We start from the raw sequence: 13,885 nt of genomic DNA on the forward strand, positions 1-13,885 counted from the left end.
GAAAGTAGAGGGTATTTCCATGATTAAAGAAAAAGCAATTGAAACACTCAACATTGAAGCAGATGCTGTTCGGGCCCTCATCCCGCGAATTGATGACGAATTCGAGCAAGCTGTGCAGTTTATTCTGGCCGGCAAAGGGCGTGTTGTTGTAACTGGTATGGGAAAATCAGGCCATGTTGGCCGAAAAATCGCTGCCAGTCTGGCAAGTACAGGGACACCAGCATTTTTTATGCATCCCGGCGAAGCTTTTCATGGCGATCTTGGTATGGTAACAGAGAATGATATTGTTTTGGCAATTTCCAATAGTGGTGAATCGACTGAAATTGTAAATATATTAGCCTTAATTAAACGGATTGGCGCTACGATTATTGCGATGAGCGGTCGTCGTGATTCTACACTTGGGAAAAATGCGGAATTTTTCATTGATATTGGTGTAGAACGGGAAGCTTGTCCACTTGGGCTCGCACCAACTGCCAGTACGACGGCTACACTTGCTATGGGGGACGCTATAACCATTGCCCTGTTGTCGGCACGCAACTTTACTGCACAGGATTTTGCTTTATTCCATCCGGGTGGTGCCCTTGGCCGCAAACTGCTCTTGACGGTAGAAAATATCATGCATAGAGGTGAAGACAATCCGATTATTTCGGTTCGTCAAACAGCTAAAGAAGCATTGTTTATGATGACAGATAAAGGGCTTGGTGCAACTTCTGTCGTTGATGCGAACGGATTCTTCATTGGACTCGTGACGGATGGGGATATTCGCCGCGGCCTTGCCAAAGGAAGTCAGTTCCTTGATGAGCCTATCGAAAATCTGATGACAAGAACACCAAAAACAATCAGCAAAGAAAAATTGGCAGCAGCAGCTTTAAGTGTTATGGAAAAAAACAAACCTCGTCCGATTACGGTGCTTCCTGTTGTTGACAATGAAAACAAACCAATTGGTATTGTCCATCTTACGGATTTATTGCGTCAGGGAGTTGTCTAGGATGGAAAAGACAGTAAGCCTGGATCTTATCGAACGTGCGAAAAAAATCAAACTTTTGATTCTCGATGTGGATGGTGTGCTGACAGATGGCAAGCTCATGATTGGCCCATCCGGTGAACTTTGCAAAACATTTCATGTACACGATGGTTTGGGAATAGCGCTTAGCAAAAAATTTGGTTTAAAAACGGCCATTATTACAGGAAGAACATCAAAAATGGTCAAATTCAGGGCTAATGAACTTAAAATTGACGCGCTTTATCAGGGTCAAAGTAATAAAGTGAATGCTTTGGTCAAATTGCAGCAGGAATTTCATGTCAATCTCGATGAAATTGCCTATGTAGGGGACGATTTGATTGATCTGCCAGTTTTGACTCGAGTCGGTTTAGCTTGTGCCGTGCCAAATGCCGTGTCCGAAGTTAAAGCGAGATCACATTACATAACAGTGGCTCATGGCGGACATGGGGCTGTACGGCAGGTTATTGAAATGATTCTAAGGGCACAAGGCTTTTGGGATCAGATTATTTCAGATTATACGCAGGCAAAAACGTTCGAAGATATAGAGCAATAAAGAGAAAAATATGGTATGATAGATTATGAAGTCATTCCCCTTTTTGGGGGATTTTTATTACATTTGACTGATGGAAAAGGAGATTCGAACTCCATGCAATATAAAATTTTAAAATTGATCAGTTATATTTTATGCCAACTACCGCATTCTTGTATTTTGTGGCTTGGCAAATATATGGGTTTATTGTATTTCAACATTGCGGCGAAACAACGCAATCGTGCTATTCGGCAGCTCCGGGAATCACTTGGTAAATCACAAAAAGATGCGGAAAAGCTGATTCGAGGTTCTTTTATCAATATTGGTCGTAACTTTTTGGAAATTATGTATATGCCGAATTTAAAAAAAGAAAATTTCGAAACCTATATGGAAATCGATCATATAGCACGTTTTAAAGCTGCTCTGGCTGAAGGACATGGTGTCGTTATTTTAACGGCACATGTTGGAAACTGGGAATGGCTTTCAGCGGCACTTGTTTTTTCTGGTATACCACTTACGGCGATAGCCAAACCACAACCAAACGAGCAGCATACCCGAATATTAAATGAATTTCGGGCGATGGTCGGGGTGGAAATTTTTTCTCGTGGTACCAGTGAACTTCTTGGTGCTGCAAAAGCTCTGAAAAAGGGGAAGGCATTAGGCTTCCTTGTTGATCAGGATGCCGGGCCGGGCGGTGCTTTTGTCGATTTTTTAGGGCGAACTGCCTCAACACCGATGGGACCGGCGGTATTTGCAAAAAAATTTGCTGCTCCCATTGTACCCGCTTTTATTGTTCGTAAACCAGATGGAAAACACAAGGTCATCATTGGTGAAGTACTCCATTATGAAGATAAAGGTAACTCCGATCAGGATCTATATGATCTTACGGTCGAGATGACTCGTATTGTAGAAAAGGTTATTCAAGAGAATCCCACACAATGGCTGTGGTTTCAGAAACGTTGGAATACGACACCCGAGATGAAAAAAACAAAACATCATACGGTGAAGCAACAGGTGGCAGAAAATGAATAACAAAAAAAGCAAAATGATTATTTTTGCATTTATTGCAATGGGGGCTGCTTTAATTTATTGGGCGATTGTCACCCAGCCGGCTCCGCAAAATAAAGATGTCCAACCAGTTACAATGGACAATAAAAGTATGAGTTATTCAGGCAATACCATTACAGAAGCAAAAAATGGTGTGAAATTATGGGAAATGACAGCTGAATTTATCGAAGTTGATGCTGCTACTCAAAATGTTACACTCAAAAATATTAATGGTAAATTTTATCAGCCAAATGGTATCGTGGTTACGCTTACAGCACCACAGGCTCAATATGAAGCAAAAGCAAAAAACATTACCATCGCTGGTGGTGTACATGCAACCACGACGGATGATAGTGATCTGAAGGCAGAAAAAATGTTTTGGGATGCGGCTGCGCAAACCCTGACAGGCGAACAAAATATTATCCTGACCCATGGTGATACTGTGATTGTCGGAGATAAAATTGAAACGCAGGATGGGTTCCAAAAAGTTAAAGTAAGCGGGAATGCACATATTACAAAAGGAGGAGCTCAATGATGAAACTGAAAAAAATGCAGAAGGTATTGCTTAGCACAGCTGTCTGCTTCATTCTGACCACCAGTACATTGTATGCTGCAGCCGACCGTAAACCCGTTGAACTCAATGCAAATACCGTTGAATATGATACGCAGACTGGCCTGATTACAGCTACTGGCAGTGTGAAAATGATACAGGATGGAGCTGTTTTAACGGGAGCATCCGCACAGTATAATTCCAAGACGCAAGAAGGTTTTGTAACGGGTGGGGTTGTGGTCGATAAAGAAGATATGCATATGACAGCGGCAATGATTAAAACGGCAGGCGCGAATCATATGATAGCAACGGGGAATGTTGTTGCTGTTAAAGCCGACAAAACATTAACCGGTCCGCAAATTGATTATTATCCGGACACAAGTTATGCGGTTATAGAATCTGATGCGCGCGTGACAATGACAGATGGTACATTTACCTCAGATCGTATGGAAGCATATCTTAATGAAAATCGCTTGATTGGTACAGGTAATGTCCATATTGTCAGCCCGCCGAGAAACTTAGATGCAGTCGGCGATCAGGCAGTTTATTATGGCAAAGATGATGGAAAAGTTGTTTTGACGGGTAATGCTGTGGCGACACAAAATAATAATACACTGCGCAGCAACAAATTAACGATTTATCTCGCGGGTGGAAAAGCGGATGTAACAACATAATGAAATTAGTTTAGTATTATATAATGCAGTTTATATATAGAACGCATTAAAGAAATTCATTCAGCCTATGAGTCGCCAGGATAACACCACTCAACCCTACACCCCGTTCCTGACGATTGCCATATAAAATGTTTAATGCCATATATATGTAAGAAAAATGGAGGAATTGCCCCCGTGTTTATAGAAGCTAGAAATTTAGTTAAAACATATAAAAATCGCAATGTCGTGGATGGGGTTTCTCTGAAAGTCGAAAAAGGTGAAATTGTCGGCTTACTGGGACCAAATGGTGCAGGCAAAACGACAACGTTCTATATGATTGTAGGTCTCGAAAGACCAAGTAATGGTGATGTATATATATCGGATGTCAAAATTACGGATATGCCAATGTATGAAAGAGCCGTGCAGGGAATCAGCTATTTAGCACAGGAAGCATCCATTTTTCGCAAGCTTACGGTTGAAGAAAATCTCATGGCAATTTTAGAAACGACCAGTTTATCCAAAGAAGATCGGCAAAAAAAGATGGATGCACTGCTGGCGGAGTTCCACATTGGGCATGTGCGCAGTCGTAAAGGTACAGAACTTTCCGGTGGAGAACGCCGCCGTGTCGAAATTGCCCGGTGTCTGGCGATTGAGCCGCATTTTATTTTGCTGGATGAACCATTTGCCGGTGTCGATCCAATAGCAGTAGCTGATATACAAGAAATTATTGAATATCTTCGGCAGCGCGGTATTGGTATATTGATTACCGATCACAACGTCAGAGAGACACTCAGTATCGTCGATCGGGCTTACATTTTAAATGAAGGTAAAATTCTGCTTGAAGGTGACAAGGATACAATAGCCAATAGTGATATTGCCAAAAAATTCTATTTAGGTCACAACTTTACATTATAGGAGAAATGCAATGCGAATTTTAGACAGATATATTATACAAGAAGTTTTCCTCACTTTTATATTCGGTATATTTGCATTCTCCGCTGTTTTTGTTGGCTCAGGAACTTTATTCCGAATTGCTCAATATATGACAGATTATGGAGCATCCTTTACGGCAGTATTACGGCTGTTTATTTTTAGTCTGCCAAGCATTATTGTTTTAACATTTCCCATGTCAATGCTTTTGGCTACATTACTCACATTTGGTAAATTATCAGGATCAAGTGAACTCACGGCTATGAAATCTTGTGGTATTAGTTTTTCGCGAATTGCAATGCCGGTGATTTGTATTGCGTTTTTTGTCAGCATCTTTGCGATTGCCTTTAGTGAGTTTGTCGTTCCCAAAGCAAACGAATCGTATAATAATATTGTGCGTTATGAAATTCAGGGAAATACTTCGCCAAAATCACAGGATCATATCATAGTGAAAGAGATAAAAGATAATAATATTCAACGGCTTGTTTATGCACGGCGTTATGATGCAGAAACCAATTCTATGCAGGGCGTATCCGTGCAGGAGTTTGAAAAAGAAGTCCTCGTTCATGTGGAAAATGCCGAATATGCTACATGGGAATCGGATCATTGGACTATGTATAATGGAATGCTGTATGATTTTTCTGGTGGAGAAACAGAACGAACGATTCGATTTGATAAACAAAATCTGCCAATTATGCAAGATCCAAAGGCACTGGTACGAGAACAAAAAAAACCGGAAGAACTTACGATGAAAGAGCTAAGGGCTCAGATTAACATTATGAAATCGCAGTATGTAGATACGAAAAAACTTGAAACAGAATTGTATCAGAGGATTACAATTCCCATGGCAAGCCTGGTCTTTGCTTTAATTGGCATGCCATTGGGGCTGCAGCCGAATCGGACCAGCTCCTCCATTGGCTTTGGACTTAGTATTATCATTATTTTTATTTATTATAGTATCATGACGGTATCAAGTGCGCTTGGTCAGGGCGGCATACTGTCCCCGGCTTATGCGGTTTGGATTCCAAATTTGATCGGGTTCATTGCTGGAGTGACATTATTGCGCAAAGCAGCGAAATAATAAAGTTTAATTTTATTAGGGATGTGACACCTTATGTATGGAATCGTTCTTATCATAGTTCTTGTGATTACGGGTGGTGCGATTGCTTTTATTGGTGATCGGTTAGGGACAAAAGTCGGTAAGAAAAAATTGTCGATTTTTGGGCTGCGTCCAAGGCATACTTCGATTATTGTAACGATTATCACGGGGATTTTGATTACAACATTGACATTTGGTATTATGGCTGCGGTGTCGAAAGACGTACGAACGGCATTATTCGGTATGGAAAAACTCAATCAGCAGATTAAAGAAACGCAGACAAACCTCACCGTAGTAACGGATGAACTGGCTGCGGCTAATCTTGAACAGGAAAACACAAATAAAGACTTGGCGAAAACAAAAAACGAGGTAAGTTCATTAAAAACAATTCAGGTGGAACTGGAAAGCCGCAATACGGCATTGGAATCCAATAATCGAAACCTTGAAGCTGGGAATGCCCAGCTTGTTTTGCACAATGATGATTTAATGGCACAAAACAGCGCTTTAGGTGATCAAAATACCAGTCTCATGCAAGCTAATAGTTCATTGAATGAAGAGAATAATATATTGGCTGTGCGAAGTGCCGAATTTCGCCAAGGTCTGCAATTTGTTCGTCAAGGTGATATCATTTATCGGGCCGGAGAAATTATTGCCAGTGGTGTGGTGGATGTCGCAAACAATGACAAAACGATCAATGCTGATCTTACGAGCCTTGTCTATCTGGCTAACCGGAATATTACACAGCGCATGGGAGCTAAGAGCCCGATAGAAGGGGTTTGGATTTCGCAAAAGGAATTTGATGAAGCCTTTAATACGATAAAAAATGCCAGGCAAAATACAGTTATTCGTATTGTAGCTGCTGGCAATATTGTCTATGGTGAACCGGTTCGGGCTAATATACAGATTTATAAAAACAGTCTTATTTATCATGAAAATGATTATGTTTTTGCTGAAAAATTCAGTGTAAAAGGACAAAGTGCGGATGAAGCAGAACGCACGGTTATTGAATTTCTGAAGCATGTCAACATTTCGGCTATTAAAAAAGGTATTCTGTCCGATCCGATTAAAGGTTCCGTAGGTGTTATGACGGGATCACAATTTTATGATATTATTAACAGCATCGATCCGATACGCGGCGATATTTTGCTTACTGCCTATGCTCAATCAGATACCAATGCGCTGGGGCCGCTTAAGTTACGGATAAAGGTAGAAGAAATTTTGGGGCAAAAATGAAAGAAATAGTCAAGGTGATTGAAATGCAAAAGACAATACTATCCATTGATCCGGGACGTGAAAAATGCGGAGTAGCGGTTGTTTCACGCGCCGGTATACTAATCAAGCGAGTGGTGGCAACAATAAATATCCTGCCAGAAATCGGAAAACTGTGCGATTATTATCCGGTTGATCTGATTATCATGGGAAATGGCACGACCAGTAAGGCGGCGCAGCTTCAAATCAAAGCCGCTTTTCCTGATATGCCCCTGCAAATTTGTGAGGAATATCGCACCACTGATGCGGCAAAAATTCGTTACTGGCAGGAAAATCCTCCGAGCGGCTGGAGGCGCTTACTGCCAACGACGATGCAGGTACCCCCGGATCCGGTGGATGATTATGCTGCCGTGATTTTAGCTGAACGATATTTTATTAAGAATTCGTAAATTTTTTGTAAAATTTTTCATAATATTTGTTGCAATCATCAACGGAATATGCTATTATAAAAAAGAACTTGAGATTGGATGAAGAGGAAAGACTTGGATGAGGAAACGTGGATACTCAGCGAACGGTTATTCTTCCTAAAAAAATCGATAGTTCGAAAATAAATTTTAGGGGGATTTTTCAAATGAAAAAAACTTTAATCACAGCAATTACTACTGCATTAGTAGTAGGCGCAGCAAGCACAACTTTTGCTGCAGCAAATCCTTTCAGCGACGTTCCATCTGACCATTGGTCTTATGACGCTGTAAGCCAATTAGCAAAAGACGGTGTTATCGATGGTTACGGCGACGGAACATATCGTGGCGACCAGAAAATCACTCGTTATGAAATGGCTCAAATGGTAGCAAAAGCAATGGCTAAATCGGATGTTTCCGCTGCTGATAAAGCAATGATCGACAAATTAGCTGCTGAATATGCTGATGAATTGAACAACCTTGGCGTACGTGTATCAAACCTTGAAAAGAAATCCGATAACGTTAAATTCACTGGTTTAATGCGTTTGGATGGTAAAAGATACAATAATAGTCCTGTTCATAATGATGATACAGTTGGAACTGGCTTACTTCGTTTAGAAGTTAATGCAGCTGTAAATGACAACTGGAATGTAAAAGCACGTTTAGATGGTCAGACTAGCTTGAATCAGGATAAAGCTCTTAATGGTGAAGATAAAGTTACACTTAAGAGAATTTATGCAGAAGGTCCTTTGTTCGGTGCGGATACTAAAGTTGGTAAATTTGGTGCTTTTGACAACGAAAGTTTAACCAATGGTGGTTTAATCATCGATACTGACTTAACTGGTGCTGAATTTATATTTGGTAATGCCTTAAAAACAAAAGTAACATATGGTCGTTTAGATACAGAAGATATCGCTAATATTGGTTATTCTACATCTGCTGCTGATTATGCTGCTATCCAGTTTGGTTATACTGCAGGTAAAGTAGCTTTGGGTGCAGGTTATACACATCTTAAAGATAATGCTAGCGGTAATACCACTGGATTTACAAACAATTATGGTGATGACAAAGTTGGAATCTGGAATGTTGGTTTTGACTATGCATTAAGCAAAGATTTCACTTTCGGCGGCGAATATGCAAGCAGTGATGCTGATGCTAAAGACGTTGGTTATAACAGCGATGAAGAAAAGGCTTATTCTGCACAGTTAACATACAAAGGTGCTAAATCCGATGTTGCTGGTTCTTATGGCTTATGGGCTGCTTACCGTTCAATCGGTGAATTAGCTACAATTGCTCCAACATATGATGGTGCTGAAGCTGGTCTTAAAGGTTATGAACTTGGTGTAAATTACATGCTTGATAAAAATATCATGACTAAAGTAGTTTATTTTGATGGTAGCGAAATTACTTCCGATACGGATATCAAAAAAGTATTCGGTCGTCTTGAATTCGCATTCTAATTTGAGATACAATATCAAAAAGGCTCTCACTTCGGTGAGAGCCTTTTTTTACGTCAAATACCATATATAATAATGCATTAAAGAAATATAATACAACTCATATAGATAAATTGAGCATAAAAGATGTGCATTGGGTAAAATAACCAAAATCAGGGTGATTATATTGATTTTTGGTTAAATTTATGTAAATCTTTGGTGTACATCTTGTAATTAACAGCTTTACATGCTATCATGAAAAAGAATTTGAGATTCATTGGAAGAAAACAGCAATGAGGAAACGAGGAAACTCAGCGAATTGTTCTTCTTTCTAAAAATTTAGAATTCATCAATAAATTTTAGGAGGACTTATTTTTATGAAAAAAACTCTAATCACAGCGATCACAACTGCATTAGTAGTAGGCGCTGCCAGCACAACGTTTGCTGCTGCCAATCCTTTCAGCGATGTTCCAACAGACCATTGGTCTTATGATGCTGTCAGCAAATTAGCAAAAGACGGTGTTATTGAAGGTTATGGCGACGGATCATTCCGTGGTGACCAGAAAATCACTCGCTATGAAATGGCTCAAATGGTAGCAAAAGCAATGACAAAATCCGATGTTTCTGCTGCTGATAAAGCAATGATTGACAAATTGTCAGCTGAATATGCCGATGAATTAAACAACCTTGGTGTTCGTGTGACGAACCTCGAAAAAAATCTGATAATGTTAAATTCAATGGTTTAATGCGTTTGGAAGGTACACGTTATAACAAAGCGTATAAAGGTAATGATGACATCGCAGGTACAGGCTTGCTTCGTTTAGAAATTAATGCCGCTGTTAATGATGACTGGTTAGTAAGAGCCCGTTTAGATGGACAAACTAGTTTGAATAATGATAATGGTACAATTGGCACATCGACTGGTAAAGACCAGGTTACTACCAAAAGAATTTTTGCTCAAGGACCATTATTTGGTGCAACAGCAAAAATTGGTAAATTTGGTACATTCGATAATGCTGCATTAACCAATGGTGGTCTTATTATCGATAAAGAACTTACTGGGGCAGAATTTGCCTTTGGTAAAGCAGTAAAAACTACATTAACTTATGGTCGCATTGCAAACGGGAGCATTCTTGGCGTAGTTGGTTCAAAAGCTGGTCAGGTTGCAGATTATGCATCGGCACAATTTAGCTATGCACCGACAAAAGCTTTAACCGTAGCAGCTGGTTATAATTATTTGAGTGATGATGGTTTCACAAATGTTAAATATGCCGGAAAAAACATAGGTGATAATTATGGTTTCTGGAATGCTGGTTTTGATTATAAACTCACAAAAGATTTCACTTTTGGCGGTGTTTATGTAAAAAGTGATGCCGAAACAAATAATGCAACGATTAATTCCATTCAAGCCGATAGTAGTGAAGCTAAATCTTATTCTATACAGTTAACTTACAAAGGCGTAAAAGCCAGCGTTCCTGGTTCTTATGGTCTCTGGGCTGCTTATCGTCAGCTTGGTTCCTTTGCAACCATCAATACGACTTTTAATGGTGCTGAAACTGGCACAAAAGGGTATGAACTAGGCGCAATGTATATGCTTGATAAAAATATTTTATCCAAAACAGTTTACTATGATGGTGAAAATATCACGGGTGGTAAAGATATTAAAAAAGTATTCGAACGTCTTGAATTCGCATTCTAATTTTAGATTTTATAATTTGCTATTTATAGCAGACAAAAAGAGCTTTTGCTTCGGCAAAAGCTCTTTTTGTCTGCTATAAATTTGATTTCTCTTGGAATGAACTCAATTAAAAGGGTTTTTCTTTTTCATCGCGAATCTGTAAAAGAGTCAACAAAAAATGTATTTATTCAAAGTGAGGGGATCGTATGAATTTTAAGAAAATACTTATTGCATCAATTTTGGTGTTAAGCCTGACTTGTACGGCAGCGATCAATTCAACGCAGGCTTTTAGTCTGGGTAGCCTGGGGGGCATCATAAAAGCTGGTGGGATTGCCGTATTGGTGGATACATTTTCCGGGCAGCTGAATAGTTTCATTAATACGCTTACAGCGAAAAATGGTGTTAGCTCAGATTATGCAACAAAAGTCGTACCAGTTATTACTGTGGGCAATGGAACTTATGCCGGGGCAGCACAGGTTACCGGGCCGCAGGATTTAGTTGATCAAACGAAAGCGGTTTTGCAGCTTGAAGGAGATTTTAGTGGGGATCGTTTCCGGGTCAAGGCGTTGATTCCAATCAACACGAAAACCGCTACTAACTTTTCGCGTGTTCAGGGAGTTGGCGTATCTGCACAAATCGATGTAAAAATATAACCAGGAAAATAATAGGAGGTTTTAAAAAAATATGTTGAAATTTCGTAAAATTACATCCTTGCTGCTGGCAGGAATGTTCTTCTTTTCGACCGTAATGGTATCCGCACAGGAGATCGACAATACAGTACAAGGCAAACTCGTGGCAATTGAAAATGGCATGTACGGGCATACACAAACAGGTGCATTGTTGGAACGAACCAATAAATTAGAAAAAGACTATTTGGGAATGCATCCCACCGGTACAATGATTAGCCGTATTGATAATCTCTATAATATTTTGTACGATAATACATCTGCACCATCGGCTATAACACAATTGAATGCTATTGAATGGGCGGTGACACATGAAGTTACGATGAACTCCATCCAGGCAAGAAGTGAACAACTGGAAACTGTCATTGAAGGCGGACCAAAAGAAGGTACCTTGAAAAAACGTATAGCGAAACTAGGAGAACTGGCTTTTGGGGGAGTGAAAATTCCTCTGGTGCAGACCAGTATTCCAACCGATACCTTGGTGAAAATAGCGCTTGTGACACCAATTAAAAGTCAGGAACTCAAAGTGGGTGATACAATAAAATATCAGGTAGCGGAAGATGTTATGATCAACGGGACTTTGGTTTTTGCCAAAGGCGCACCGGGAACAGGAACTGTTAACAAAGTGACACAGGCACGCAATTTTGGTCGTGATGCGAAAGTCGAAATTGGTTTTGATCAGACGACCGCGATTGATGGCAGTACCGTAACGACATTTCTGGGCGAAAAAGCCAAACAAGAAATGAAATCCGTTGCTATGGCAGCAGGTGCAACGGTTGCGGGCATGGTTCTTTTAGGACCAATTGGCGTGGTGACAGGTGCTTTTATTAATGGTAAAAACATTAATATTGAAGCTGGTACGGAGCTGTATATCCAAACAAAAGAGGATACAACTGTCTTTGGTATTCAAGCTGCTGCCAAATAAATTTTATATGGGAAAAACAAGACAGTCAAAAAAGGCTGTCTTTTTTTTTGTTATTTGATACAATATAAGGGAGTATCATAAGAGCAGGTATTTATGAATGGATGTCGAACATAAATTAAGTTAGAGATTCTGACGGATATAGACAGGAGAACGTAATGAAAAATAAGATAAAAATATGTTCAGGTTTGTTTGCTTTGGTTACGGTATTTAATTCCTATCTTTTAGCAGAAGCGGCACCGAATGCATTAGATATTTTAACAGATCGGGAAAATGAACGAGAAGCAGCCAAAGACCGTCTGGACCCGGAGCTGCAGGCACTGCATGACGAACTTGCCGCTCAGCAAAAAAATGAACCGAAAACTATTGATGCAAAATTGCCGCCCCCGGTAACCTTTGAAGGCGATGATATTTCTTTCAATGAAAAAAATGGCGAAGTCTTTGCAAAAGGGCATGTAAAAGTTACGCAGCTGGAGGCACGGATGACGACAGATGCTTTGCGTGGCAATACACAAAACTCAGATGTATATGTCGAGGACAAAATGCATCTCTTGCAGGTTCAAGCACCACCATTGGTTTTGGATGGTTATAAGACAAACTATAATTATCAAAAGAAAACAGGAACTATGGAAAATGCCAAAGGCAAAGTTGATGGACGGTATATAAAAGGCGAAAAACTGGAGTTTTATCCGGATGAAATGATCATTTATAATGGTTCCGTTACAAAATGTCCGGCGATTAAACCAGACTATCATATTAGTGCGGAAAAAATTGAAATTTGGCCGGATGATCATATGGTTGCTTATAATGTTAAATTTTATATTAAAAATCAAGTCATTTATTCGACCAAAAAATATGAAACGAAAATCGGGAAAAATAAAAAAGGCGAAAACACAGCCTTTCCCCGCGTTCGCTATAGTAAAGAAGATGGTATAACCATCCGTCAGGACTTTGAACAAGAACTCAAAAAAAATGTGAATGCCTATGCGGAGCTATCCTATTCACCAAAACGCGATTTTAAAAATGTGTATGGTGTTGGCTGGAAAAATAGTTTATTGAAACTAGCACTTGAAACAGGTGATTACGAAGATGGCGATAACAACTGGATTAAAAAAGAACCAACGTTTTTGATCGATTATGGTCCAAAGCAAATCGGTGATTTTCCGTTCCACTATTCCTTTAGTTCTGAATATGGTAAATGGGATGATGATATCAAGACAAGCTGGCATCAAAGCTATTCTGTCTATGTAGATCGTGATCCTATTAAGTTTAGTCCAAGCTTAAGTCTTTATACAGGCTTTGGTTATAAAATCATTAAAGAATCGTATGATAATTCACAAATTAATACGGTCATGTATGATGGCGTTTTACTGAAAGATATCAATCCTAAATTAACAGTTTATACAAGTTATCATTATACAAAAGACAGTAAAGTACAATCCGCTTTCGACTATGGAAATGCAGATTTTGCCAAAAATATTGAAAGTGGCTTTTCTTATAAATTTGATGACAAAAATCGCTTTGTTGCAGAACAAAGTTATGATGTAGATAAAAAACAGACGCATGATTTTGATTATTATTGGTACCATGATTTACATTGTGCACAAATGGAAGTCCGTTATCGTGAAAAACGGGATGCCTGGAGTGTGAAATTTCATTTAAAGAATTGGTAGGAGATCGTT

Annotated in this window: 15 protein-coding genes; all 15 read left to right on the top strand. The window is 39.5% G+C overall.

Annotated features, from left to right (window positions below; translation table 11 throughout):
• Positions 1 to 19 precede the first annotated feature (19 nt).
• Positions 20 to 988 carry a KpsF/GutQ family sugar-phosphate isomerase gene (locus BMY14_RS00875; RefSeq protein WP_019551885.1) on the top strand — a complete coding sequence of 323 codons (969 nt, stop codon included), beginning with the start codon at positions 20 to 22 and terminating at the stop codon, positions 986 to 988.
• 1 nt (position 989) lies between these two features.
• Positions 990 to 1,556, top strand: a complete 567-nt coding sequence (locus BMY14_RS00880) for a KdsC family phosphatase (protein ID WP_177177429.1) — start codon at positions 990 to 992, stop codon at positions 1,554 to 1,556.
• Between the two features lie 93 nt (positions 1,557 to 1,649).
• On the top strand, positions 1,650 to 2,564 hold the full coding sequence (locus BMY14_RS00885; RefSeq protein ID WP_091828684.1) for a lysophospholipid acyltransferase family protein: 915 nt from the start codon (positions 1,650 to 1,652) through the stop codon (positions 2,562 to 2,564).
• Positions 2,557 to 3,114: an LPS export ABC transporter periplasmic protein LptC gene (lptC, locus tag BMY14_RS00890; protein WP_091828401.1), complete on the top strand. Its 558-nt coding sequence runs from the start codon at positions 2,557 to 2,559 to the stop codon at positions 3,112 to 3,114. The genes BMY14_RS00885 and lptC overlap by 8 nt, the downstream gene beginning before the upstream one ends.
• Complete coding sequence (locus BMY14_RS00895; RefSeq protein ID WP_091828402.1) at positions 3,111 to 3,803, top strand: LptA/OstA family protein; 693 nt, start codon at positions 3,111 to 3,113, stop codon at positions 3,801 to 3,803. Before lptC ends, BMY14_RS00895 begins: the two co-directional genes overlap by 4 nt.
• Positions 3,804 to 3,938: 135 nt before the next feature.
• Positions 3,939 to 4,697 (top strand): LPS export ABC transporter ATP-binding protein, encoded by a 759-nt coding sequence (gene lptB / locus BMY14_RS00900; RefSeq protein WP_425438900.1) that lies wholly within the window; start codon positions 3,939 to 3,941, stop codon positions 4,695 to 4,697.
• Between the two features lie 10 nt (positions 4,698 to 4,707).
• Complete coding sequence (locus BMY14_RS00905) at positions 4,708 to 5,793, top strand: LptF/LptG family permease (RefSeq protein ID WP_091828404.1); 1,086 nt, start codon at positions 4,708 to 4,710, stop codon at positions 5,791 to 5,793.
• A 33-nt stretch (positions 5,794 to 5,826) separates the two neighbouring features.
• Positions 5,827 to 7,044, top strand: a complete 1,218-nt coding sequence (locus BMY14_RS00910; protein WP_091828405.1) for a DUF3084 domain-containing protein — start codon at positions 5,827 to 5,829, stop codon at positions 7,042 to 7,044.
• Entirely contained in the window at positions 7,041 to 7,469 is a 429-nt protein-coding gene (locus tag BMY14_RS00915; protein WP_245741186.1) for a RuvC family protein, read from the top strand. The genes BMY14_RS00910 and BMY14_RS00915 overlap by 4 nt, the downstream gene beginning before the upstream one ends.
• A gap of 182 nt (positions 7,470 to 7,651) precedes the next feature.
• Positions 7,652 to 8,941 carry an S-layer homology domain-containing protein gene (locus tag BMY14_RS00920; RefSeq protein ID WP_091828406.1) on the top strand — a complete coding sequence of 430 codons (1,290 nt, stop codon included), beginning with the start codon at positions 7,652 to 7,654 and terminating at the stop codon, positions 8,939 to 8,941.
• A 353-nt stretch (positions 8,942 to 9,294) separates the two neighbouring features.
• Positions 9,295 to 9,663: an S-layer homology domain-containing protein gene (locus BMY14_RS20790; protein WP_245741187.1), complete on the top strand. Its 369-nt coding sequence runs from the start codon at positions 9,295 to 9,297 to the stop codon at positions 9,661 to 9,663.
• A 5-nt stretch (positions 9,664 to 9,668) separates the two neighbouring features.
• Positions 9,669 to 10,616: a putative porin gene (locus BMY14_RS00925; protein WP_245741188.1), complete on the top strand. Its 948-nt coding sequence runs from the start codon at positions 9,669 to 9,671 to the stop codon at positions 10,614 to 10,616.
• A 185-nt stretch (positions 10,617 to 10,801) separates the two neighbouring features.
• Entirely contained in the window at positions 10,802 to 11,248 is a 447-nt protein-coding gene (locus BMY14_RS00930; RefSeq protein ID WP_091828407.1) for a hypothetical protein, read from the top strand.
• 31 nt (positions 11,249 to 11,279) lie between these two features.
• A complete protein-coding gene (locus BMY14_RS00935; protein WP_091828408.1) occupies positions 11,280 to 12,206 on the top strand; it encodes a hypothetical protein in 927 nt (308 codons plus the stop codon).
• A gap of 155 nt (positions 12,207 to 12,361) precedes the next feature.
• Entirely contained in the window at positions 12,362 to 13,876 is a 1,515-nt protein-coding gene (locus BMY14_RS00940) for an LPS-assembly protein LptD (protein WP_019551898.1), read from the top strand.
• Positions 13,877 to 13,885: the final 9 nt, after the last annotated feature.

The organism is Propionispira arboris, from assembly GCF_900109225.1.
Lineage (GTDB): Bacteria > Bacillota > Negativicutes > Selenomonadales > Selenomonadaceae > Propionispira > Propionispira arboris.